The organism is Rhodococcus sp. NPDC057135 (assembly GCF_042670865.1).
In the GTDB taxonomy this organism is placed as follows: domain Bacteria; phylum Actinomycetota; class Actinomycetes; order Mycobacteriales; family Mycobacteriaceae; genus Rhodococcus_F.
The window spans coordinates 184,615-208,487 of sequence record NZ_JBHUUU010000003.1 but is presented as its reverse complement, the minus strand read 5'-3'; the positions used below and the strand labels follow the sequence as shown (position 1 = coordinate 208,487).

Below are 23,873 nucleotides of genomic sequence, written 5' to 3'. Positions count from 1 at the left end.
ACCTAAGGTGCTTCAGGTCACGGGTTAGCGAAGTTCACGAGAGGACACACGTCGATGAGCTCTTCTGAGCAGGCGTCCCACACCACGTATGCCGACGCGTATCGCGAGAGCATGGATCAGCCGGAGAAGTTCTGGCTCGATGCAGCGCGTGCCGTCGACTGGGATGTCGCGCCCACGAAAGCCCTCGACGATTCCGCCGCACCGATCTATCGCTGGTTCCCGGATGCGTCGCTCAACACCAGCTTCAATGCCCTCGATCGGCACGTCCGCGACGGCCGCGGCGATCAGACCGCGTTGATCTTCGACTCCGCGATGGCCCCCACCAAGGCCACGTACACCTACTCCGAACTCCTCGAGCAGGTCTCACTCTTCGCCGGTGTCTTGAAAGATCAGGGTGTTGTCGCGGGTGACCGTGTCATCATCTACATGCCGATGATCCCCGAGGCTGCGATCGCCATGCTGGCGTGTGCCCGTATCGGCGCTGTGCATTCAGTGGTGTTCGGCGGCTTCGCAGCCAAGGAACTTGCCACGCGTATCGACGACGCCGGCCCCGTGGTGCTCGTGACGGCGTCCGGTGGCCTCGAGCCCGGCCGAACCATCGAGTACCTGCCGATGGTCGAGAAGGCTCTGCAACTGTCCGCCACTCCCGCTCACACCGTGATCGTGAAGAATCGTGAGCAGATTCCCGGCGCTGCTGCCGACTACAAGTCAAGTGCCGCAGCCTGGTTCGACTGGGACGAACTGATCGCCGATGCCACCCCTTCCGGCCCGGTGTCGGTCGCCGCGACGGATCCGCTCTACATCCTCTACACCTCGGGAACAACCGGTAAGCCCAAGGGCGTCGTCCGGGACAACGGTGGCCATGCCGTTGCGTTGACGTGGACGATGAAGAATCTTTACGACATCAGCCCCGGCCAGGTCTGGTGGACCGCCTCCGACGTCGGCTGGGTGGTCGGCCACTCGTACATCGTCTACGGACCTCTGCTCGCCGGAGCCACGACGGTCATGTACGAAGGCAAGCCCGTCGGCACCCCAGACGCTGGTGCATTCTGGCGCATCATTTCCGAATACAAGGTATCGGCACTCTTCACCGCTCCGACCGCGATCCGCGCGGTCCGCAAGGCCGACCCGGACGCAAAAGAGCTTGCCAAGTACGACATCTCGTCGCTCGACACGCTGTTCGCGGCCGGCGAGCGCTTGGATCCCGACACCTACGAGTGGGCTACTCGGGTTCTCGATCGCCCGGTGGTCGATCACTGGTGGCAGACAGAAACCGGTTGGGCCATCTGCGCGAATCTGCGCGGCCTCGAACCCATGGAGATCAAAGCGGGCTCGCCCACCGTCGCCTGCCCCGGATACCGCGTCGAAATCGTCGACGGCAAGGGCGAACTCGTGGGACCGGGCACCGAGGGCAACATCGTGATCGGCCTGCCCCTTCCTCCCGGAACACTCGCCGGACTGTGGCGTGACGACGATCGGTACGTGAAGTCCTACCTGTCGACATTCGAAGGCTATTACCTCACCGGCGACTCCGGATACATCGACGAGGACAACTACGTCTTCGTCCTCGGACGCAGCGACGACGTGATCAACGTTGCCGGACACCGCCTTTCGACCGGGAGCATGGAAGCTGTCGTCGCGGGCCACCCGGCGGTCGCCGAATGCGCCGTCATCGGCATTCACGACGAACTCAAGGGGCAACGGCCGAGCGGCTACGTCGTGCTCAAATCCGGCGTCGACATCGATCCCGAAACTCTCCGACAGGAACTAATCGCGCGGGTGCGCGACCAGATCGGTGCCGTCGCCACGTTCCGGGACGTCACGGTGGTCGCCGCACTACCGAAGACTCGTTCCGGCAAAATCCTCCGCAAGACCATGCGGCAGATCGCCGATAACGAGGAGTACACGGTCCCGTCGACCATCGAGGACGCAGGCGTATTGGACGAGCTGTCCAAACTCCTTCGCGGATAAGGATTTCGCGAATTCCCCCGCCTGCCCGGCTCCGGACATAGCAGTATGAACACGTTCCAGTTTTGGCGCTTCACACGGGCAGGGGAAGTTCGATGGGCAATTTGGACGGTCAGGTCGCATTCATCACCGGAGCGGCGCGTGGTCAAGGGCGCGCGCATGCCGTCAAGCTCGCGTCCGAGGGCGCGGACATCATCGCGGTGGATCTCTGCGCGCCGGTCGCAACGGCGGGGTACGACATGGCCACCGAGGCCGACCTCGCCCAGACCGTCGCACTGGTCGAAGCTCAGGGCAGGCGCATCGTCGCGTCCGTAGCGGACACTCGGGACCTCGATGCCCTGAAATCGGCGGTCGACGCCGGAGTCGAGGAGCTCGGCCGGCTGGACATCGTGATTGCCAACGCAGGAATCGCGGCGTCGGCAAAACTGTCCTGGGATCTGAGCGCCGAAGAGTTCCGCGAGCTGATGGACATCAACGTCACCGGCGTCTGGTTGACGACCAAGGTGTCGATTCCGCACATCATGAACGGCAATCGGGGAGGGTCGATCGTGTTGATCAGTTCGATGGCCGGCCTTCGCGGCGTGCCGGGTATCGCACACTATTCCGCGTCCAAGCACGCCGTTCGCGGTTTGGCGAAGTCCCTGGCCAACGAACTCGGCTGGGCGGACATTCGAGTCAACTCCGTGCACCCGGGCAATGTACGAACCACGATGATCGACAACGAACCGATGGTTCGCGCGTTCCGTCCAGACTTGGAGAATCCCGTCCTCGCGGACACCGCTCCGATCATGTCGAAGCTGAATCTACTGCCCCATCCATGGGTCGACCCCGAAGTGATTGCGGATGCGGTGTTCTACCTGGTGGGGCCGGCCGGACGCGGGATCACCGGGATCGCCCTACCGATCGATCTCGGAACCTCCGAAAAATTCGCCGGCGGCTAAAGGCCTGACCAGGGACAGAATTGCCCTGCTCGACCGGCACAGAATTGCCCTGCTCGACAGGCACAGAATTGCCTCTGCCGGATGGGTCTCGAGCACCATCCGGCAGAGGCAATTCCGGCTTGATCAAGCCTTCGTAGCAACAGAACAAGTAGTCGACAACCTCATAGGCGCTCCTCGTCTGGCGTGGGAAAAACCTTTGTGGGATGCGCAACAAACCCAAGACCCAGAGTAGAAGCATTTGGCCGCAAACGCGCGTCATTCGGCAGTATTTTTTCGGATTCGGGCATACTGGACAACGCTCCCACCACGTATTATGGACCCGAGTTCACACTTACAGGGGGTAGGCACAGTGACGGTCAATTACGCCGCGATGGACCCGATTCACGGAAAAGTCGAGATCTCCTTCGACGTCGACACCGGGGTCGTGGACGTCCGAAACGGCGAATCGCGCGCTCTGTTGACGCGCCGAGTCGACGCCCCGCTCCGCGAAGGCACACCCATCGGAACGCGGGCTGCCGCCGACCTGTTCTTCACTCTCGGTGGCGACGAGGTCGAACTCACTGTCGGCAAAGGGTTTCTGTCCCGGCGCTCGTATTCGGTCTCGGCTCTCGTCGAGGGCGTGACACTGACCTTCGCGCCCGTCGACGACGCGAACAGCGCCTTCACCCGGGACGGGGTTCGCATCGCGCTGTTCTCCAAGAACGAGGAATCCGACCCCAGACAGACCGACGCAGTCTGGTCGAGCACTGCGAGCAACGACGACGTCGTCATCGGCTACGCCCTGGCCGAAGCATTCGACTGCGGAGCACTCAACGGCGCTTTTGCCCTGATCGAATCACTGGTGCTCGGCGGCGGGTAAGGCCGAACTCAGAGCAGGTGAATCACCAGCAGAACGACGGCAATGGCTGGGAAAAGCATCTGCACGACGGCTGCGCGGGCCTTGTCGGGAGACGAGAGAACCAACACCAACCCCGCGGCAACCATCGATCCCGTGCCTGCCAGTACGAGGGCGATTCCGACCGACGCCGAGCCGGTCGCCGCAATCACGATGCCGATCACGGACACGATTGCCAGGAAGAGGTTGTAAAAGCCCTGGTTGAAGGCAAGCGACTGCGTAGTGATCGCCTCTTCCTCTGACTTGACGCCGAATGTTGCGCGGGTCTTCGGAGCCGTCCAGAGAATCGATTCGAGGACAAAAATGTACACGTGCACTGCTGCAGCAAGTCCCGCGAAAATGTAGCCGGCGACGTTCATCGGTGAGCTCCTGTTGCTTCGAGTAAATTCTGTATCGTTTGGTCCAATATATATTGGACCGAACGATACAGAAAGAGCGAGGCATTGATGGGCAGATCACAAGAATTCGACACGACAGCCGTGGTCGCTGCCGCTTTGGACGTGTTCTGGGCACATGGGTACGAAGGCGCATCGCTCGGCGACCTGGAATCCGCGACGGGACTGAGCCGATCAAGTCTCTACAACTCGTTCACCAACAAACGCGGATTGTTCGACGCCGCAGTGCAGCTGTACCTCGAACATGTCATCCGTCCACGTCTGCGCAATCTCACTACGAATCCGGGACCGGACGCCGTCGACGACTACCTTTCCTCGCTGGAACAAGCGATCGGCACCATGACCGCCGACTCACCGCGGCGAGGTTGCCTACTTCTCAATACTGCTGCCGGACTCGGCGCGCACGACGACGCGGCGGCAGCCGTGATCCGCGCCTACCGGCAAGAACTCGCCGACGCGATCAACAGTGGATTACATGCCGCATTTCCGGCCGAGACAGACGCCACGCTCTCGGATCGCACTCGAATCCTTCTCTCCTGCACGGTAAGTGCACTGGTCCTCGCGCGAGTTGACACCGAAGAGGCGATCGCAACCCTGGAATCTGCGCGCCGACTGAACGCAGAGTGGCAGCGATAAAGACAGGAAGCTCACGCCATTGCCTGCCATCGGACGGGTAGGCGATGATGCTTCACATGCCCAAGTTGACCACGCCCGTTATCGCCACTGGATATCTCCGGGGAATGGACCAACCCTCGATACGCGTGGGGACTTCCGCGATTCTCCGGCCGTGGACCCCCGACGATGCACCGGCCGTGATGGAAGCGTTTCGGGATCCGTCGATTCAGCGTTGGCACGTCCGCCGTGCGGACACGATCGACGAGGCGCGGGATTGGCTCACCGCGTGGCGAGACGGGTGGGCACGCGAATCCGAATGCCATTGGGCGATCGCCGCTCCCGAGACCGATGAACTCCTCGGCCGAATCGCAGTAAAGGGGGTGAATTTGTGGGACGGCACTGCCGAGCTCGCGTATTGGATGACCCCAGCGGCGCGCGGCCGTGGACTGTGCACCCAGGCTGTAGTCGCACTGTCCGAGTGGGCATTCCGCGAAGCAGGGTTTCACCGACTCGAACTCCAGCACTCGATCCACAACCCCCCGTCATGCCGAGTCGCCGCCAAAGCAGGGTTCAGCGAAGAAGGTGTTCGACGAAGCTCCGCGAGGCACGCCGACGGCTGGCACGACATGCACGTCCACGCCCGACTAGGCAGCGATCAGCCGCAGGTCACTCGATAACCACCCGCGCCGAGAGGGCAAGAGTCTGATCCACCAATTCCGCAACTCTCTGCGGCGCGACCGGATCGAGGTCGAACAGGATTCGGTAGACGATCGGTGCCACCACGTGGTCCACCACCGAATCACCATCCACACCAGCAGCTTCCGGCCAACGCGCGAGGATCACATCGATCTGCGTCCGACAGAAGAAGGCGCACTTGAACTTCTTCGTACCGTCCGGTGCGTGCGTCTGATCGTCGCTCATCAACACATCTCGCAGCGAAGCACGACCGACGGGCGCAGACATCTCCTCGAGATAGTCCTGCGCCCAGACCGTCAGATCTCCTCGGAGCGAACCCGTTTCACGCGGGTCGGCGTCCGGTCGCAATCTCTCGATCGAGACATCGGCAAAAACTTCGTTGATGTCGCCCCATCGCCGATAGATGGTCGACGGGGTCACTCCCGCATCGGTCGCGATCATCGGCACCGTGATCTCGGCTCGATCACGCTGTTCCAGCAACTTGCGCGCCGACGCGTGCACGGTCTGTTGGATACGCGCACTGCGGCCACCGGGGCGCGGACCTGCGGACGGACTCATGAATCCAATACTAACGCAAAGATGTTGCATTAGGCTACGGCCAGGCGTAGCGTCCCAAACGCAAAGTATTTGCGTTTGAAGTCTTCACCACCCGCACGGGAAGCGCTACGACAATGACAACGACCGTTTCACCACCGACCGAGAGCACTTCACGCCCACGCTTGGGGCGAGGCGCCGCTTTCACACTCATCGCCGTCATAATCGCTACGTTCCTGGGCGCCTCCGCGACCCCGACACCGTTGTACGAGCACTATCAACAGTTGTGGGGATTCTCCTCGCTCGCGTCGACGCTCGTGTTCGGCATCTACGCTCTCGCATTGCTCGCCACACTCTTGACCGCCGGTTCCCTGTCCGATCACATCGGCAGGCGCCCGGTCCTGCTCGGAGCACTCGTCCTCGAGGCGATCTCGCTTGCACTGTTCGCCTCGGCCGACGGTCTGACCATTCTGCTGATCGCCCGCGTCGTACAAGGTGTTGCCACCGGCGCTGCAATCAGCGCTCTGGGCTCGGCGTTGATCGACCTCGAACGCACTCCCGGCCGCGGATCGATCATCAACAGCGTCGCTCCGACAGTAGGACTTGCCGTCGGCGCCGTGGGTTCGAGTCTCATCAGCGAGCACCTCCCCCGGCCCACCAGCACTGTCTACCTGGTTCTTCTCGTACTGGTCGTTTTCGAAATCCTCGGGGTTTGGGCCGCTCCCGAGACATCGGGCGGACGACCCGGAGCCTGGCAGTCGCTACGCCCCACCCTTGCCGTTCCTCGCGAAGCCCGAACGATGATTGCGCTCACCGCACCGTGCCTGATCGCGGTCTGGGCACTGGGCGGTTTCTACCTCTCACTCGGACCGGCGCTGGCGCGCAACGCACTTGACGTTCACAGCTCACTCATCGGCGCCATCATGGTCGCAACACTGACGGGATTCGGAGCTGCAGCGGTACTCACCTTCCGCAAACTCGGCGGGCGAACCGTGATGCTGATCGGGACCACCGCCCTGGTGCTCGGGGTGGCCATCACGCTCATCGGTGCTGAAACGTCCTCTGCAGTATTGATTCTGGTTGGTACGGCTGTGGCAGGTATCGGCTTCGGAGCAGGATTCCAGGGAACCATCCTCACAGTCATGCCGCTGGCCGAGAACCACGAACGCGCGGGATTGTTGTCCACCGTCTACGTCATCGCCTATCTGGCCAACAGCCTTCCGGCATTGCTGGCCGGCTACCTGGTCGGCAAGGTGGGGTTGGTGGATACGACGCGTGGCTACGGCGCACTCGTCATGGTTCTCGCGGCCGTCGCACTGATCGGACTGCTGGTCACCGGCGAGCGAAAGGCCAAAGCTGTCCCAGTGTCGGAGTAGATGTCCCCCGATCGGTGGACACACAGTTCCTCCTTCGTACGGTCCGGGTAGTGGACATACGGCATCGATCTGCTCCGACATAGTTGTCTTCGAGAGAGCCAACCGAACGCTCACCCGGACAAAGGACACCGACGATGACGAACCCACGCTACGTAGTTGCCGCAATCACGGCCCTGGCCGCTGGTGCCCTCACTTTGGGGTTGAGCGGAATCGCCAGCGCCGGAACTCTTCCGGCAACCGGCAATACCATCACGATGACGATCAGCAACGACACCGAACAGACAATTCATCTCGTAGGCGCCGACAATCCCTACGGACAGTGGATGCAGAGCCCACGCCAGTCGCTCGCGCCCCACGAGACCGAGATCGTCACGGCATACAACCAGGACCCGCGAGGCCTGACGGTCGACGTCGTCTACTCCACTCCCGGCGGCGGACAAGCCGTCTTCATGGCCAACGATTATCCGCAGTTCGACACCGACGGAACTCGCACAACCGACCCTGATCACTACTTCATCTCGAGCTACATCGACGGCTACTACCCGAACCTGAGCGTCGGCTACCACCTCGGTGCGGCGTCGTCATAAGAAATCCATCTGCCTCTCAGACGCACTCGTTCTTGGACATTCGTCCGGCGTGAGGGGATTGTTGAACGCGGCCCCGCACGAGAAGGTACACGCCTCGTTGCCGGTGGTCCGAATATCAACGGGAGAGGGAAAACCACAGTGCGACTACCCAATCAGTTTCTGATCTACGTCAGCGATGCAGCCTCCGCAGCAGCGTTTTACGGCGAATTGTTCGACGCGAAGCCTGAGGTACTCAGCCCTCGGTACATGACCTTCGACCTGGGCGGCGGTGTGGTCCTTGCACTGTGGAGCGGCAAGTCACGCGACCTCGATCCCGCGACACCACGAAATTTCGAAGTCGGCATATTGGTCGACGGCGGGAGCAACGAAATTCGGGCGATCTACGACGAGTGGGTGGCCAAGGGCGTCGAGGTTGTCGAAGAACCCAACGAAGATGTCTTCGGTCTGACATTCGTCATTTCAGATCTGGACGGAAACCGCCTCCGCGTGGCGCCCGCCGATCACTGAGCACTCAGCCTTTGATCTCGCCGTACCGGCGGAGGGCTTCCTCACGCTCATGCGCATGGTCGACGATCGGGTCCGGATAGTCGACCGGCCGCATCGCTTTCAGTGAGTGGACCGCTTTGCCTGGAACATCGCGAAGTTCGGGGACCCACCGACGGACGTATGTGCCGTCGGGATCGAACTTCTCCCCCTGAGTGATCGGGTTGAAGACCCGAAAGAACGGCGAGGCATCCGTGCCCGACCCCGCAGTCCACTGCCACCCGTGCTGATTGGACGCCAAGTCACCGTCCACCAGTTGCGACATGAAGTACCGTGCGCCGCGCCACCACGGAATGTGCAGGTCCTTCACCAGGAATGACGCGACGATCATTCGCACCCGATTGTGCATCCAGTTCTCGGCGGCGAGTTGCCGCATGCCCGCATCGACGATCGGGAAGCCGGTCTTGCCCTCACACCAGGCAGTGAAGGCAGCGTCCGCGTCGACTCCGCCGTCGTGACGTAAGCGGTCGAACTTGTTGTCGTAGTTCTTCCGTGCGCTGTCCGGTCGTTGAAACAGGATGTCTGCGTAGAAGTCTCGCCAAGCCAGCTGGCGACGGTAAGCCTGAGCGCCGTCGCCGAGCCGCTTGGAAAGGTCTGCCAACATGGTTCGCGGATGGATCGTGCCGTACTTGAGCGGGATCGACATCCGGCTCGTGGTGTCGAGGTCCGGTCGATTTCGTTCGTCGTCGTACCGGTCAAGATCGTTCTCGCAGTATTCTTTCCACTGCTCGAGCGCACCGGCCTCACCCACGAATTGGCTGACCTCGCGAGACGGCACGGGAATGTTCACCCGGCGCGGGCCGCCGTCCTTCTCGCTCGGATCGAACCAAGCGACCGTCTGTGCATCGGTCGACGCGGGACCTCGCCAACCGTGTTCCATCCACTGACGGAAGTACGGTGTGAACACCTTGTACGGATCGCCGTCGGCCTTGGTGACGCGTCCGGGCGCGACGGCGTACGGAGAACCGGTGGCGATCAACTCCACCTTCTCCGCCACTGCAGCGTCACGGCGTCGGCCGTATGGTCCGTAGTCTGCACTGATGTGAACTTCTTCGGCACCAACGGATTCCGCCACGCGGGGCACCACGTCCACCGGATCACCTCGAACAACCATCAATTTTCCGTCGAGCTGATTATCGAGGGCCGCCAAGTTGGCGAACAGTTGATCCTGGCGGGGTGAGCCTGCCGGTCCGAGCAGTTTCTCGTCGAGAACAAATAATCCCAATGCCTGCCCGCCGCCATCCGACGCCGCGCTCAGGGTGGGAAGGTCACCTACCCGCAGATCGCGTCGAAACCAGACCACAGAGTTGTTCACCCCGTCGAGCCTACCGATCAGATCCCAGAACGCACCCCGTCGCACGAGCAGCAAGTTGCGCAGCTCTCTCGGGTGTCGGCTCTGGGGCCAGCCCGAGCAGTCGCCGCCGGTGTTCCTCACCGAGTAGCAATGTGTACAACTGATCCGCACTCAGCGCAGCCTTCTGTCCGTGCTGATCGAGCAAGATTTTCTCCAGGAAGGCAATCGACTTGGCCGGTCCGGATTCGTAGAACGCGGCAGCCAGCTCAGGGAACTGCAGTGCCTCGCCGATCATCATGCGGTGCAGCGCAATCGAGTTTTCACTGTGCAAGGCGATGACGATGTCCACGGCGGCGGCCAGCAGGTCGGACTGGCCCTCGCCGGCATTGTCGACGTACGCGTGCTGACGCGCAACCGCAGCTGCAAAGACCGCGGACTTGTCGCCGAAATAGCTGTACACGGTGCGCTTTGCGACGCCGGCCGCCGTGGCAATCGCGTCGATCGTTGTTCGAGCGAACCCGACTTCCCGAAACGAGTCGACCGCGACGTCGAGAATCTCGTTGCGTCGATCGGCGCGCTCGGCGTCACTGGTTCTCCCACGTCTGCGCGGTTGCTCCATCAAGTCTCCTGTTACCGTGCCAGTAAATTAATGCTACGTTGACGTTTCATTATTTCGAACACTACAGGAGCACTGCATGACCGGACAACGACTCGTCCACGTCGCCATCGCCGACGACTGGGAAGCGTGCAAGCGCTTCGGTGAGTACGAGGTCTCGACGCGCGGAATCAGTTACGACGAAGCGGGATTCATTCGCGCAACCACCCCGGACGCACTCACTTCGGTGCTCGATCTGGTGTTCCGCGACCTCACATTGCCACTGATCGTCGCCGTCATCGACGAGGACGCGCTGACCTCCGCGGGCATCGACGTCGAATGGGAGGCCGGAAAGCCCCGAATTCTCCGACCTCTACCGATGGACGAGGACACTGTGGTCGCCGAACTGGCTGTGGAACGCGTTGACGGGGTCTGGCCGCTTCCCGACCTGACCCCGTACGCAACCCACACCGGCTAGACCAGCGCTGCCTCCGGTTCGACCACCGGTGTCGACGCCTTCTTCCGACCGGCAACCACGCACAGTGCGATCCCGACGGCGATCCAGCACACCAGCACCAGAAGTGGTGCGGCGGCACCCTGGCCGTCGAAGAAAGCCATCGATCGGACGGATGCCCCTGCGGCACCAGGCGGGAGCAGTTGCCCCAATGCACCCCAACCCGCGGGCAACCACGCCGCAGTTGTCGCCATCCCCGAGAGCGGATTGCCCACGAACATCATCGTGACGGCTCCCAACGCGAATCCCTTCATCCCGAGCAGGGATTCCAGTCCCAGAATGGGAAGCGAGATAGCCGAAATGCCCATGGTGAGTGCGAGGGCGGTGAGCAGGTAGTTTCCGTCAAGGCTGTTCGTGCCGAACTGCAGAATGGCAGTCAGGGCAAAACCTGCGACAACCGCGACGCCGACGGCGCCCAGCACTCGCTTGGCAATGCTGCGCGGAAACAGCTGCACGAGAACAACAGCGGGCATGATTCCACCGAACACCAGCGGCAAGGCCAGCGCCGTGAGCCCCGCACCGGTCGGGTCGTCCGCCGTCAACGGCACCACGTCTTCGACGGGAACCTCCGTTCCCGACGCATCCGAGAGTCCACTGGCCACTCCGGTCAGGGTTTGCGCGATCGGGGTACCGCCCGCGGTGGCGATCAGCACGTGAGGACCGGTCGCATCGACAACGATTCCGCCGACCACGTCTCGATTGCGAATCGCGTCACGAAGCGCGTCGGCGTCGGCGAAGTCCTGGGTGTCGAAGGCACCCGGCTTGCTCGCCTCGATCGAGGCACTGATCTGAGTGGTCGCCTGAGCCGGACCGGATATACCCAACTTCAGTTCGTGCGGGCCACTGTTCACCGACGGCAACACGAAGGCGAGCAACATCAGCCCGATCACAGCAGACAGGCCCAACACCACGGCCACCAGCTTCTTACGGTCCCGTGCTTCGGCTTCGAGGTTCATCACTACCTTCCCTAAGTGGAAGGTTTTCCTCCACTCTTTGTGGAAGATATTCCTCCAGTTATGATGAACTGTCAATACCGGAGGTGAATGTGCGAGCCGATGCACGCGAACGCAGGAACGCAATAGTCGACGCCGCCCGAGCGGTGTTCACCGAGCGCGGGCACGATGCGCCCCTCGACGCCGTCGCGGAACTCGCGAAAGTGGGCATAGCCACGCTGTATCGGAACTTTCCGACGCGCGAGGACCTGGTGACCGCCGTCGCCGTCGCAACGCTGACCGACGTCCGAGAGGCCGCCGACATCGCGCTTGCGGCCATGCCCACCGATCCGACAAGCGCGTGGCACACGTTGGTGGACCGACTCGTGGAACTGCGACTGGGTGCACTCATTCCCGCACTGGTGGAACGCAGTTTCACCGAGTTGGCCCCCGAAGTTCTGGCCGTGCGTGAGGTGACGAAAGCGAAGATGACCGCGACAATCGGCGCCGCTCAGAGCGCCGGACTGGTTCGCGCCGATCTACAACCGCTCGAATTCGTCATGGCTCTGGCCAAACTGACACGCCCGCAAATCGAGTTGTCCGATGAGGCCATGCCGAACCTGGTCCCTCGATTGGTCGCGGTGTTCATGGCCGGTCTGCGTCCGGACGGTACCGACTTGCCGGTCTGATCGGCGAAACACGACGTACCAGGCAAGGCACAATGGGGCTGTGACCGAGATACCGAAAATCCTCGTAGTCGACGACGACGCAGACGTCCTCACCTCGCTCGAACGCGGATTGCGGCTCTCGGGATTCACCGTACTGACGGCAGTGGACGGCGCCGACGCGCTCCGAGTGATCTCCGACAAGCGACCGGACGCGGTCGTCCTCGACATCAACATGCCGGTGCTCGACGGCACCGGAGTGGTGACGGCGCTTCGAGCCGCCGGCAACGAAATCCCGATCTGCGTACTCAGCGCACGCAACTCGGTCGACGATCGCATCGCCGGGCTCGAATCCGGTGCAGACGACTACATGGTCAAGCCTTTTGTCCTCGCCGAACTGGTTGCCCGGATCCGCGCGATGCTCCGACGCAGCAACACCCCTGCCGGCGATCACACCGAGGGAACGAACACCCTGCGCGTCGGCAACCTAGACATCGACCTCTCCGGCCGCAGAGTTCGTGTCGACGGCAAGGAAGTACCGCTCACCAAACGCGAATTCGAACTCCTCGAAGTACTCGCTCACAACTCCGGCATCGTGCTCACTCGCGAACGCCTCCTCGAACTGGTGTGGGGCTACGACTTCGTCGCCGACACGAACGTCGTGGACGTGTTCATCGGCTACCTGCGTCGCAAGTTCGAATCCGGCGGTTCACCTCGCCTTCTCCATACCGTCCGCGGCGTCGGGTTCGTGCTTCGGGAGAACCCGTGAAGCGTCGCCGCTTCTCACTTCGAACCCGCGTTGCCGCAGCCGCGGCACTGGGGGCGACGTTCATCGTCATCGCTCTCGGTGTAGTCGTTGCGTTGGCCATCGCTCGAAACAACCTGTCCCAGCTGGACCGTCGACTAGAGACGGCGTCGACAGTGATCGTGGCCAACGCCGCCACTGCCGGACCGTTCCTGGGAGCATTCGGAGATGGCGGCGCGTTTTCGGTGACCATCCGCTCCGACACCGACGGAACCGTCAAATCCAGCACCCCGACCCGTCTGCCCGAACTCCCGGTCGGCTCGGCCACCGTCGATGTGGACGGCACCAAGTACCGGGCATACACCGCCGAGGCCGACGGCATCAACGCCCTTGTCTCACTGGCAGTTCCCTACGCCGAAGCGCGGGACATCACCGTCGACCAACAACGCCAGGTCGCTTTCTTCGGCGTCGGTGCCGTTGGGGCCGCTGCAGCTCTCGGGTGGTTGTTCGGCGGTCCGGCGGTGCGCCCACTCGTGGAACTGACCCGCCGGATCGCCCGACGCGATCCCGATCTCGCCACCGAAATTTCCGGCATCCGTGAAGCGGACGAGCTTGCCGCAGCAGCAGAATCGATGCTCAGCGATGTCGCCCGGGCACAGGCCGCGACCAACTCGGCCCTTGCCGCCGCGCGAGACTTCGCTTCCGCCTCGGCGCACGAACTCCGAACTCCGTTGACGGCGATGCGAACCGACATCGAGGTGTTGTCCATTCACGACCTCGATCACGAACAAAGACGCGAGATCCTCACAGATCTAGCCCGCGCGCAGGGCCGCGTCGAATCAACTCTGCGAGACCTCGAGCGACTGGCGAAGGGTGAACTCTCGACTGCCGAGGATTTCAAGGACACGGATCTGACCGAAGTCTGCGACATCGCTGCCGACGACGCACGCCGACATCATCGCGGCCTCGACGTCAGCGTCGTCACCGTGGATTCCCCACTCCCCTATTGCATCCGGGCTCTTCCCGGCGGAATCCGGTTGATCCTCGACAACGCGATCACCAATGCCGTCCGCCACGGCGGCGCGAGCACCGTGCGCATCACCCTCGCGCGCCCGGTCGATTCACCGGACACAGTCACGATCACGATCGACGACAACGGTTGCGGAATACCGGCCGAGGAACGCTCGAGCGTCTTCGAAAGGTTCACCCGCGGGTCGACGGCAGGCAAGACGGGCTCCGGCTTGGGCCTGGCATTGGTGGCGCAGCAGGCGGCCCTGCACGGCGGACGCACGACATTCCACGACAGTCCGCTCGGCGGGGCTCGCCTGCTGGTCGAACTCAGGGATCAAGCCGGATCCGTTTAGCCCTTTCAGGTCTCGATCAGCTCCCCGATCCCGGACGAACTCACTTCGATGACCCGAGCCGATCCGATGTCGAAGAACAACCCGGCGATGCGCAGGCGACCGTCGACGCGGGCCTGACCGACGAGGGGATGCCGTTCGAGAGTCTGCAATTGCACTGCAACGTTGACCATTCCGAGCTGATCGACCTCCGAGAAACCCGCCTCGGCGGCAGCGCGGGCGACCGGATGGCCACTCGTGTAGGCCTGCAAACTCGTTTCGGCGTGACGCAGCCATTCCCCGATGGCTCCCGATTCCGACGAACTGTCGGTCAGGAGTGCTTGCATCGCTCCGCAGCCTGAATGTCCGCACACGATAACCGAACTGACGCCCAACTCGTCGATCGCGAATGCCAACGCCGCTTCCACCGACGTATCGCGTCCGCCGGCAGGAACCAGGTTTCCGACGTTGCGCACAGTGAACAGGTCTCCTGGGCCACTGCTCGTGATGATGTTCGGCACCACTCGCGAGTCTGCGCAGGTAAGGAAAAGGGAGTCCGGATTCTGCCCGTCGCGCAGCTGATCCATGTGTGGCCGTATCGCTTCGGCGCGGTGGCGATGGTAGTTGGACACCCCGTCGAGAATGGGCCGCAGCGCAGGCGGGCTGCTCAGATTCCTTCCCGAAGCCTGTGGTTGCCAACTCCCCCACGGAGCGAGCAAGCCTCGCAGGTCGGTGACTGCTGCGCCGCGCTTGGGCGGTCCGGTGGTCGCGCTCTCCATGCTCACCGATCCGACTTCGTCGATAGTCACCGACCCACCTGCCAACTCGTACTGCCTTGCCCACTCTTCGATGACGTCGAAGACGGCGTGGTCGAGAAAGTCGACGGACAGTTCGACCGTGACGTCGGACCGCGGCGGAATGCCAGCGAGTACCGACGTGAGCTTGGGCAGCACGAGGAAGGTGCACGACCCCTCGACGAGCACCCGCCACTTCCCGGAATCCTTGTCACCCAACTCTTCTGCCGTGACCGATGCGCGAATGACACGCCACACCAGGAGGGCGATCGCCAGTGCCAGTCCGATGAGTACGCCCTCGAGCAGGTTCAGGAACACGACTCCGACCACCGTGATTCCGTACACCCACAGGTCACCGGTCCGCCGGGCCAACCGAATGTGCGCCAGCTTGACCAGTTGAATACCGATGACGATCAACAGACCGGCAAGTGCAGACTTCGGAATCTGCTGAACCAGCCCGGCCAGCGCGGCCGAGAACAGCAGGATCCACAGGCCGTGCATGATCGACGACGCACGGGACTTCGCACCGGCTTCGACGTTAGTGGCGCTGCGCACGATCACTCCCGTGATGGGCAGCCCGCCGATCGCCCCTGACACCATGTTCGCAGTCCCTTGACCGAGCATCTCGCGGTCGAAGTTCGAACGCGGGCCCGAGTGCATCTTGTCCACGGCCACAGCCGAGAGCAGACTCTCGACGCTGGCAATCAGGGCGATGGTCAGGATGCCGGTTGCGACGCCGAGCCACTGTCCGTCCGGCAGGGCAGGAAGTCCGATCGAGTCCAGCAGGGACCCGTCGAGAGCAATACGCTCGACGTCGATCGGCAGCACGAGTGAAGCGAGAGTTGCCAATACGATGCCGACCAACGCGGCCGGCACCTTTCGGACGCCCGCGGGGAGATAACGCCACCCGAGAAGAGTGGCGACGACGACGAGCCCGATCATCAAGTCCTCGACATGCAAGGCACCGATCTGCGCGGGCAACTGCCGTAGATTGTCCAGCGCCGAACTGGCAGAGCTTCCGCCCAACAACACGTGAACCTGTTGTAGCGCAATGGTGATGCCGATACCGGCGAGCATCGCGTGCACCACCACCGGTGCAATAGCGAGTGCCGCACGGGCAATTCGGCTGAGCCCGAACACGATCTGCAGAAGACCGGCGCCGACGGTGATCAAGCAGGTGACTTTCCACCCGAACTTGCCGATCAGTTCGGCCACCACCACGGTCAGGCCTGCCGCGGGGCCACTTACTTGCAGCGGTGAACCTCCCACCGCTCCGGCCACCACTCCGCCGACGATGGCGGCGATCAGACCTGCCATGATCGGCGCCCCGGACGCGATCGCAATTCCCAGGGACAAGGGAAGCGCCACCAGGAAGACGACCAGCGACGCCGGCACGTCGTATCTGATCAGTTGCTCGAGATAACGCCGGCTTCCACCACCCGGCGGAGACGGATCCCCGACGACGCTCTCGTCTGCCGGTGATTGTGTGTGCACTACGGACTGCGTCGACATAGATCTCCTCGCCGGACCCCGGATCCGGCTGCTGGGCAACATGTTCGAAGCGAATCGGCGATCGGTATCGCCGATCGACTGTGACCATGGTAACCGCGATTCCTTACCGTTCCCTTAGATGCGAACCCAGACGTGGTCGACGTCACCGCCGCCTGACACTGTGACTCGAACCTGAACGTCGGTCCAGAAGAACGATCGAATTGCTTTAACTCGCAAGCATTTTGACTGAGACACCTCCCAGCGACCAGCACACCTGAGCGGAATCGGCGATAATGGGTAGACGCTCAACCGCAACCACAACGATGTGAAGGCAGGCACCATGTCCGATCAGTACGTCGCCGCGCAGGACCGCTACGAAGCCATGCCCTACCGCCGGACCGGCCGGAGCGGTCTCAAACTCCCGGCGATCTCGCTCGGCCTCTGGCACAACTTCGGCGACGACGTACCGATCGACAACCAGCGCGCAATTCTGCGACGGGCGTTCGATCTCGGAATCACCCACTTCGATCTTGCCAACAACTACGGACCTCCCTACGGAAGCGCCGAGACGAACTTCGGCAGGATCCTGCGTGAGGATTTCTCTTCGTACCGCGAGGAATTGGTCATCTCGTCCAAGGCCGGCTGGGACATGTGGCCCGGCCCCTACGGATTCGGCGGTTCCCGCAAGTACTTGCTCTCGTCTCTCGATCAGTCGCTCGGCCGACTCGGAGTCGACTATGTCGACATCTTCTACAGCCATCGCCCCGACGCCGAGACTCCGATCGACGAGACCGCAGGCGCCCTGATCAGTGCCGTCCAGCAGGGCAAGGCCCTGTACGCGGGTATCAGTTCGTATTCACCGGAGCGCACCCGTGAAATCGCCGCACTGCTCGCCGCTGCCGGGGTTCCGTTGTTGATCCACCAGCCGAGCTATTCGATGCTGAATCGGTGGATCGAACAGGAACTGCTTTCGGCTGTCGACGATCTCGGAGTGGGCGTCATCGCGTTCTCACCGCTCGCACAAGGCATGCTCACCGACCGCTACCTCAACGGTGTTCCCGAGGATTCTCGTGCCGCCCAAGGTAAGTCACTCGATCCGTCGTGGCTGACCGACTACGCGCTCACCCACATTCGCGCACTCAACGATATCGCCGCAGCCCGCGGCCAGTCGCTGGCCCAGCTTGCACTGAGCTGGGCACTTCGCGATTCGCGGGTCACCTCGGTACTGATCGGTGCGTCCAGCGTCGCGCAGCTCGAAGCCAACGTCGGCGCGCTCGACAATCTCGAATTCAGTGCAGCCGAACTGGCCTCCATCGATCAGCACGCCAAGGACAGCGGCATCAATCTGTGGGCAGAGGCCAGCTCGATCTGAGTGAGAACTTCAGCTAGAGCGCAGGCAACTCCACGCTCACGTGCTCGCCCTCTTCGAATACCGCCGAGGCCGGCCCGACGATCAAGGGATCCGGAGTACCGACTGCCCGGTGATCCTTGTTGGGATAGTCGAAGCTGGCGAGCACGTGACGCATCGCTTCGAGGCGGGCGCGCTTCTTGTCGTTGCTCTTGATCACCGTCCAGGGCGCATCCCCGGTATCGGTGTAGAAGAACATCGCTTCCTTGGCCTGCGTGTAGTCGTCCCATTTGTCGAGCGAAGCCAGGTCAGTCGGTGAGAGCTTCCACTGACGCACCGGGTCCGTTCGACGGGCCGCGAACCGCGCCAACTGCTCTTCGCGGCTGACCGAGAACCACAGCTTGTGCAGATGAATCCCGGAGTTGACGAGCATCCGCTCGAAGTCCGGGGTCTCTCTCATGAACTCGAGATACTGCGTCGGCGTGCAATAACCCATCACTCGTTCGACGCCGGCGCGGTTGTACCAGGACCGGTCCATCATCACGATCTCGCCGCCGCTCGGCAGGTGCGCGACATAGCGTTGGAAATACCACTGCGTTCGCTCGATGTCCGTAGGCTTCTCGAGCGCGACGACGCGGGCACCACGGGGATTGAGATGCTCGGTGAACCTCTTGATCGAGCCGCCCTTACCGGCAGCATCACGACCTTCGAAGATGATGAGCACCTTCTGACCGGTTTCCTTGACCCACAGCTGCAGTTTGAGCAGCTCGATCTGCAGGCGCCGCTTCTTCCGCTCGTACTCGCGGCGAGACATCTTCTTCTCGTAGGGGTAACCCTGCTTCCAGGCATCCGCGAACTCGGAAGGCTCCAGCACGCCGAGCTTGTGCTTGAGACTCGAGAGCTCGTCGATCTCGGCCGCGTAGTCCTCGGTGACGGAAATTCTGGTCGACGGGGTCGGCAGGTCAGGAACCCGACCGTCCACACCGCTGGCGTCGGGGCTCATGAATACGCACTCCCTGTCGTCGAAATGAACGAACGTCCGGAAAGTGAATTTTACGCGCCGAAGCCCGCCGCCGCGGGGCCGAAGCGAATGTTGCTTGGCATCGAGGAGGTAACGACAGGTCCGGCTTCCCAGTCGCCGAACCCCCACGCGGTACCTTGATCGAGGTAACTGAGACGGTCGGTAACCCCGAGAGAAGAGAGTTCTGGCGAGATGCGAGTAGACGGACGGGAGATCCCGGTAACGGGAAGTCTCCTGCCACCACTGCACCGCCGTACAAGCGACATCATGCGGGTCGCTATCGCTGCCGTGCTGCTCGGCGGCGTCATCGCGGGATCTCTGATCACTCGAAGCCAGTGGGACGCCCTCGAAACGTCGGTGTCCAACATCGTCGGCGTTCTGTCGCCGAGCCTGTCAGACACTGTGTATCTGCTCTACGGCATCGCAATTCTGGCGCTACCGTTCGCCATTCTGATCGGACTGATCGTCGGTCGCCGATGGAAGTTGCTGGCCGGATACGCCGCCGCCGGCCTGTGCGCCGGTGTCGCGCTCTCCTTCACCGGAACGGGCCTCGCCGCGCCCAAGTGGCACCTCGACGTCCCGGACAGACTCGACGCCACGTTCCTGTCTCAATTCCTCGACGATCCACGATGGATCGCGATGCTCGCGGCGGTGCTCACCGTCTCGGGGCCGTGGCTTCCGAAAAAGTGGCGACGAGCCTGGTGGACGCTGCTTCTGCTGTTTGCTCCCATTCACCTGATCGTCAGCTCGATCGTTCCCGCCCGCTCGATGCTGGGTCTCGCGGTCGGCTATCTGATCGGCGCTGTGATCGTTCTCGTCGTCGGCACACCAGCCCTCGAAGTACCGCTGGACTCGGCAGTGCGCGTACTCGCGCGGCGTGGTTACCGGGTCACCACTTTCCGCGTCGTGAGCCCTTCCGGAATCGGGCCTCTCGTCATGTCCGCCGCCATCGACAAAGCACCGGACGACGAACCCTTCGACGAATTGATCGTCGAGTTGTACGGACAGAACCAGCGAAGCAGCGGAGCAATTCGACAGACCTTCCGCTGGATCTCGTTCCGGAACCGGGAAACTCCTCCGCCCTACGGGTCGCTTCGTCGTGCCGTCGAACACCGAGCGCTCATGGGTATCGCGTTCGCCGACATCGGTCTGGCCAGCTCCAAAGCCGTCGCCATCTCCGTCCTCGATCGCGGATGGGAAATGTACGCGCGTCCGAGCCCGCGCGGTATCCCCCTGGCCGTCGCCGTCGAGAACCAGGCGGGCGAGGAAGAATCCACCAAACTGATCGACGCGCTGTGGCAAACACTGCATACCGCTCATGTGCACCAGATGGCGCACGGTGACCTGCGCGCTTCCGAGATTCGCGTCGAAGGCGGAACCATCCTCTTCGGCGGATACGCGTACTCCGAATTCGGCGCCACCGAAATTCAGATGCAGTCCGACAACGCCCAGCTTCTTTTCGCCACCGCATCACTGTTCGGCGTCGACGCCGCGGTGGACGCCGCGATTCGCGCGCAAGGCGCAGACACGATTCTCGCGGCGTCGGGCCGATTGACCACTGCTGCATTGCCCAACCGAATTCGGCGGACCGTCGCGGATTCCGCGAAACTGATGACCGAGATCCGAGACGAGGTCGGTGCCAAGAACGGGATCGAGAAGGTCGCTCCCGCACAGGTCACCCGGTTCAGTCGTAATCAACTCATCCAGCTCGTGCTGCTCATCGGTCTGGTCTACGTCGCCTACCCCTTCATCAGCCAGGTCCCGGCATTCATCACCGAACTGAAGACAGCCAACTGGTGGTGGGCGCTGCTCGGCCTCGGCGTCTCCGCACTGACGTACGTCGGCGCAGCGGCGGCGCTGTGGGCCTGTGCGTCGTCGATGGTCAGTTACCGCAACCTCCTGATCATGCAGGTGGCCAACACCTTTGCGGCGACGACAACTCCCGCCGGCGTCGGCGGGCTCGCCCTGAGTGTGCGGTTCCTGCAGAAGGGCGGGCTCGGTACCGTCCGCGCTACGGCCGCTGTCGCGCTTCAACAGACGGTTCAGGTGGTCACCCACGTCGGCCTGCTGATCTTCTTCTCGGTCGTCGCCGGACGCGATACAAATCTCTCGCACTTCATCCCGGGATCCACTGTTCTGTACCTGGCGGGTGGAGTCGCGCTCGGAGTTCTCGGCGCATTCATGTTCATCCCGAAACTCCGTGGGTGGCTGCGCGACGATCTGCGTCCTCAGGTCACCGAAGTGTTGGGTGAGCTGAGCCAGCTCGCGCGAAATCCCACGCGTTTCCTCATCATCGTGGGCGGCAGCGCCGCAACAACTCTGGGTGCCGCTCTGGCGCTGTGGGCGAGCGTCGAAGCATTCGGCGGCGGAACGACGTTCATCACCGTCACCATCGTGACGATGATCGGCGGCACGCTGGCCTCGGCAGCTCCGACACCGGGTGGCGTCGGAGCCGTCGAGGCCGCCCTCATCGGCGGTCTGTCCGCATTCGGACTGCCGGCAAGCATCGCCGTCCCGTCGGTCCTGCTCTACCGAGTACTGACCTGTTGGCTCCCGGTGTTCTGCGGTTGGCCGACGCTGCGATGGCTGCAGAAGAACGACATGGTCTGAGCCGTTCCCCTTTACTGCCGGCGAACGACGTGCGCCTGCAACGCTTCTCCGTCCTCGTCGACCCAGCCTTTGCTCTGCGCGTAATCGACCATCGCGGCGACACCTTCGACGTCCGTGGTGCTCTCGCGTACACGGGCCACCGAGACGAAGGCACTACCACCGCTGACGTATCCGTAATCTCGAACGCGCAACAGCTCGTCCAGTTCGGAATCGGAGATGTCGGTAGTCACCTCGACGTGGAAAGCCTTCAGATTCTCGCCGTCATGAATGCTGACGCGGCCGTCGTCCACCAATACGTACATGGCTCTCCTTCCTAGAGCACTGACGTCGGTGCGTGCGTACCGAATACACGCCGGTGGTAGGTCAGTGGATTCGACTCGCAGTGCTCGACCTCGTCCACCGATCCTGTCACGATCTTGTGATCACCACCGTCCACGACTGCGTCGACGGTGCACACGATCCAGATGGGTACGTCCGGCAGCCTCGGAACACCGAGATGCTCCGCCCACTCGATACCGTCGAACTTCGCACGGCCCTTCCTCGCAAAGGCCACGGCCAGCGGGCTTTGCGAGGTCCCGAGGACGTTGATCGCGAACCTCCGTGTTCCTTCGATCAGGTCGAGAACTTCCGACTGTCGATCCAAGGCCACCGCGGTCATCGGCGGGTCCATCGACAACGACATGAATGCACTGACCGTCGTGCCGTGCGGTCGGTCGCCGTCCATTGCCGTGATGACGGCGACCGGTGAGCATACGTGCGCCATGGCTTCTCGAAAACGCAACGCCCGGTTGCCCTGTGGATCGTTCACGATGTCAGCCCTTGTCTGCCAACTCTTGTGCGTACTTCTTCGTCATGTGGTCGACGGCGTCGAGTTGCGCCTTGGCATGCCCCTCCCGGACGGCCCGCGCGTGAGCTGCCGCATCGAGCGTCGCCTGTGCCTGCCCTTGGAAGTGCGGAAAGACCTCCTGCGCGAACAACTCTGCCGAACGGCAGGTGTCCTGCGGGTTCGCCCAATCGTGGCCCATCTGCAGCATGCAGCCGAAACCACCGGACTGATCCCACAGCCGTTGCACCTGACGCCTGGCCTGCTCCGGCGTGCCGATGACACCGATTCCGGCTTCGTTGATGAAGTCGATCATCTCGCTCAGCCTCGCACCGGAGACCGCCATCTGGGGGAAGGCCGCCACGTGCTGGAAGTAGTCGAACCACTCCTCGATGCCGTATTCCACTTGCTTGCGTGCTTCCGCTTCGGTTTCGGCGATGTGGAAAGGCCCGGCGAGAGACCACCGTCGGCGATCCACCGTCGTGCCGTTGACCTCCGCACGCTCCTCCATGACATTCCAGTGGTGCGCCAAGGCGTCGAAACCGTCGGCGGACAACGTTGCTCCGATAGAGAGCAGCCCCAGACCATGCGTACCCGCCAGGCGAGGTCCGGTCGGGGAAGCCACTGCGGCAACGGTGATTTCGATGCCGTTCTCCGAGTACGGAGCGAGTTGCAGCTTGGCGTCGTACAACTCGTGAGTTCGGGTCTTCGCGGAAACCGTCTCGCCACGAAGGAGGCGTACGACGATGTCGAGGTTCTCCTGCAACAACTCTCGGTGTCCGTCGGGTTCAAACCGATCATCGCCGAATCGGTGGGCAACGAACCGGGACCGACTCCGAAGATAGTGCGCCCTTGAGTCAGGTGGTCCAACTGCATGATTCGATCCGCTGCCCACAACGGATTGTGATACGACAGCGACGTCACACCCGTGCCGAAACGAATCCGCGGTGCGCGCTGCGAGGCTGCAGCGATCATGATTTCCGGCGACGCGATGATCTCGCTTCCGGCAGAGTGATGCTCACCGAACCACGCCTCGTCGTAGCCCAACCGGTCGAGGTGCTCGACCAGTTCGAGATCGCGCTGCCGTGCGGCGGTGGGATTGCGTCCGGGGACGTGGAACGGTGCCATGAAATACCCGAAACGAAGCCTGC

Annotated in this window: 23 protein-coding genes and 1 pseudogene; 14 read left to right on the top strand and 10 right to left on the bottom strand. The window is 62.6% G+C overall.

The genetic code is table 11. The annotated features are described in order from the left end of the window. Positions 1-54: 54 nt before the first annotated feature. The 3 genes from ACFT1A_RS06420 to ACFT1A_RS06410 all read left to right on the top strand — a co-directional run bounded on the left by ACFT1A_RS06420 (position 55) and on the right by ACFT1A_RS06410 (position 3,768). Positions 55-1,971, top strand: a complete 1,917-nt coding sequence (locus tag ACFT1A_RS06420) for a propionyl-CoA synthetase (protein WP_378446286.1) — start codon at positions 55-57, stop codon at positions 1,969-1,971. Between the two features lie 92 nt (positions 1,972-2,063). Continuing rightward, entirely contained in the window at positions 2,064-2,909 is an 846-nt protein-coding gene (locus ACFT1A_RS06415; RefSeq protein WP_317828775.1) for a mycofactocin-coupled SDR family oxidoreductase, read from the top strand. 349 nt (positions 2,910-3,258) lie between these two features. Then, the gene (locus ACFT1A_RS06410) at positions 3,259-3,768 is read left to right on the top strand and encodes a hypothetical protein (protein ID WP_378446285.1); all 510 of its coding nucleotides are present in this window, start codon (positions 3,259-3,261) and stop codon (positions 3,766-3,768) included. An 8-nt stretch (positions 3,769-3,776) separates the two neighbouring features. On the opposite strand, the gene ACFT1A_RS06405 is transcribed toward ACFT1A_RS06410, so the two are convergent. Beyond that, positions 3,777-4,163: a DUF1304 domain-containing protein gene (locus ACFT1A_RS06405; protein ID WP_378446284.1), complete on the bottom strand. Its 387-nt coding sequence runs from the start codon at positions 4,161-4,163 to the stop codon at positions 3,777-3,779. Between the two features lie 87 nt (positions 4,164-4,250). Here ACFT1A_RS06405 and ACFT1A_RS06400 point away from each other — a divergent pair, with 87 nt between their 5' ends. Next, entirely contained in the window at positions 4,251-4,835 is a 585-nt protein-coding gene (locus tag ACFT1A_RS06400; protein ID WP_378446283.1) for a TetR/AcrR family transcriptional regulator, read from the top strand. A gap of 56 nt (positions 4,836-4,891) precedes the next feature. Beyond that, entirely contained in the window at positions 4,892-5,491 is a 600-nt protein-coding gene (locus tag ACFT1A_RS06395; protein WP_378446282.1) for a GNAT family N-acetyltransferase, read from the top strand. On the opposite strand, the gene ACFT1A_RS06390 is transcribed toward ACFT1A_RS06395, so the two are convergent. Beyond that, positions 5,481-6,068: a TetR/AcrR family transcriptional regulator gene (locus ACFT1A_RS06390; RefSeq protein ID WP_378446281.1), complete on the bottom strand. Its 588-nt coding sequence runs from the start codon at positions 6,066-6,068 to the stop codon at positions 5,481-5,483. The genes ACFT1A_RS06395 and ACFT1A_RS06390 overlap by 11 nt on opposite strands. A 113-nt stretch (positions 6,069-6,181) precedes the next feature. Here ACFT1A_RS06390 and ACFT1A_RS06385 point away from each other — a divergent pair, with 113 nt between their 5' ends. The 3 genes from ACFT1A_RS06385 (at position 6,182) to ACFT1A_RS06375 (ending at position 8,514) form a co-directional block, all read left to right on the top strand. Beyond that, a complete protein-coding gene (locus ACFT1A_RS06385; RefSeq protein WP_378446280.1) occupies positions 6,182-7,420 on the top strand; it encodes an MFS transporter in 1,239 nt (412 codons plus the stop codon). Positions 7,421-7,554: 134 nt separating this feature from the next. Then, the gene (locus ACFT1A_RS06380; protein ID WP_378446279.1) at positions 7,555-8,007 is read left to right on the top strand and encodes a hypothetical protein; all 453 of its coding nucleotides are present in this window, start codon (positions 7,555-7,557) and stop codon (positions 8,005-8,007) included. Between the two features lie 138 nt (positions 8,008-8,145). Then, on the top strand, positions 8,146-8,514 hold the full coding sequence (locus tag ACFT1A_RS06375; protein WP_020970460.1) for a VOC family protein: 369 nt from the start codon (positions 8,146-8,148) through the stop codon (positions 8,512-8,514). A 4-nt stretch (positions 8,515-8,518) separates the two neighbouring features. Here the strand turns inward: ACFT1A_RS06375 and ACFT1A_RS06370 are convergent, their stop codons facing one another. Continuing rightward, positions 8,519-9,865 (bottom strand): cryptochrome/photolyase family protein, encoded by a 1,347-nt coding sequence (locus tag ACFT1A_RS06370; RefSeq protein ID WP_378446278.1) that lies wholly within the window; start codon positions 9,863-9,865, stop codon positions 8,519-8,521. Between the two features lie 10 nt (positions 9,866-9,875). Then, on the bottom strand, positions 9,876-10,463 hold the full coding sequence (locus tag ACFT1A_RS06365) for a TetR/AcrR family transcriptional regulator (protein WP_378446277.1): 588 nt from the start codon (positions 10,461-10,463) through the stop codon (positions 9,876-9,878). 76 nt (positions 10,464-10,539) lie between these two features. On the opposite strand from ACFT1A_RS06365, the gene ACFT1A_RS06360 reads away from it, so the two are divergent. After that, positions 10,540-10,917, top strand: coding sequence for a DUF952 domain-containing protein (locus ACFT1A_RS06360; protein WP_378446276.1), 378 nt, complete (start codon positions 10,540-10,542; stop codon positions 10,915-10,917). Here ACFT1A_RS06360 and ACFT1A_RS06355 read toward each other — a convergent pair. Beyond that, positions 10,914-11,909 carry an ABC transporter permease gene (locus tag ACFT1A_RS06355; protein WP_378446275.1) on the bottom strand — a complete coding sequence of 332 codons (996 nt, stop codon included), beginning with the start codon at positions 11,907-11,909 and terminating at the stop codon, positions 10,914-10,916. The genes ACFT1A_RS06360 and ACFT1A_RS06355 overlap by 4 nt on opposite strands. Positions 11,910-11,998: 89 nt before the next feature. On the opposite strand from ACFT1A_RS06355, the gene ACFT1A_RS06350 reads away from it, so the two are divergent. The 3 genes from ACFT1A_RS06350 to ACFT1A_RS06340 are packed head-to-tail and all read left to right on the top strand — an operon-like array spanning position 11,999 to position 14,659. Continuing rightward, on the top strand, positions 11,999-12,574 hold the full coding sequence (locus ACFT1A_RS06350; protein ID WP_378446274.1) for a TetR/AcrR family transcriptional regulator: 576 nt from the start codon (positions 11,999-12,001) through the stop codon (positions 12,572-12,574). Positions 12,575-12,614: 40 nt separating this feature from the next. After that, positions 12,615-13,319 carry a response regulator transcription factor gene (locus ACFT1A_RS06345; protein ID WP_378446273.1) on the top strand — a complete coding sequence of 235 codons (705 nt, stop codon included), beginning with the start codon at positions 12,615-12,617 and terminating at the stop codon, positions 13,317-13,319. Next, complete coding sequence (locus ACFT1A_RS06340; RefSeq protein ID WP_378446272.1) at positions 13,316-14,659, top strand: sensor histidine kinase; 1,344 nt, start codon at positions 13,316-13,318, stop codon at positions 14,657-14,659. The genes ACFT1A_RS06345 and ACFT1A_RS06340 overlap by 4 nt, the downstream gene beginning before the upstream one ends. A 5-nt stretch (positions 14,660-14,664) precedes the next feature. On the opposite strand, the gene ACFT1A_RS06335 is transcribed toward ACFT1A_RS06340, so the two are convergent. Next, on the bottom strand, positions 14,665-16,941 hold the full coding sequence (locus ACFT1A_RS06335; RefSeq protein WP_378446271.1) for a SulP family inorganic anion transporter: 2,277 nt from the start codon (positions 16,939-16,941) through the stop codon (positions 14,665-14,667). A gap of 319 nt (positions 16,942-17,260) precedes the next feature. Here ACFT1A_RS06335 and mgrA point away from each other — a divergent pair, with 319 nt between their 5' ends. Further along, positions 17,261-18,292, top strand: a complete 1,032-nt coding sequence (gene mgrA / locus ACFT1A_RS06330) for an L-glyceraldehyde 3-phosphate reductase (RefSeq protein WP_378446270.1) — start codon at positions 17,261-17,263, stop codon at positions 18,290-18,292. Positions 18,293-18,305: 13 nt separating this feature from the next. On the opposite strand, the gene ppk2 is transcribed toward mgrA, so the two are convergent. Continuing rightward, positions 18,306-19,271 (bottom strand): polyphosphate kinase 2, encoded by a 966-nt coding sequence (gene ppk2, locus ACFT1A_RS06325; protein WP_378446269.1) that lies wholly within the window; start codon positions 19,269-19,271, stop codon positions 18,306-18,308. 210 nt (positions 19,272-19,481) lie between these two features. Between ppk2 and ACFT1A_RS06320 the strand changes: the two genes are divergently transcribed. Beyond that, complete coding sequence (locus tag ACFT1A_RS06320; protein WP_378446268.1) at positions 19,482-21,899, top strand: YbhN family protein; 2,418 nt, start codon at positions 19,482-19,484, stop codon at positions 21,897-21,899. A gap of 11 nt (positions 21,900-21,910) precedes the next feature. Here the strand turns inward: ACFT1A_RS06320 and ACFT1A_RS06315 are convergent, their stop codons facing one another. The 3 genes and pseudogenes from ACFT1A_RS06315 to ACFT1A_RS06305 all read right to left on the bottom strand — a co-directional run bounded on the left by ACFT1A_RS06315 (position 21,911) and on the right by ACFT1A_RS06305 (position 23,850). Next, positions 21,911-22,201, bottom strand: a complete 291-nt coding sequence (locus ACFT1A_RS06315) for a hypothetical protein (RefSeq protein WP_378446267.1) — start codon at positions 22,199-22,201, stop codon at positions 21,911-21,913. Positions 22,202-22,212: 11 nt separating this feature from the next. Continuing rightward, positions 22,213-22,662, bottom strand: coding sequence for a flavin reductase family protein (locus ACFT1A_RS06310; RefSeq protein WP_378446541.1), 450 nt, complete (start codon positions 22,660-22,662; stop codon positions 22,213-22,215). Between the two features lie 49 nt (positions 22,663-22,711). After that, a pseudogene (locus ACFT1A_RS06305) lies at positions 22,712-23,850 on the bottom strand (LLM class flavin-dependent oxidoreductase). Positions 23,851-23,873: the final 23 nt, after the last annotated feature.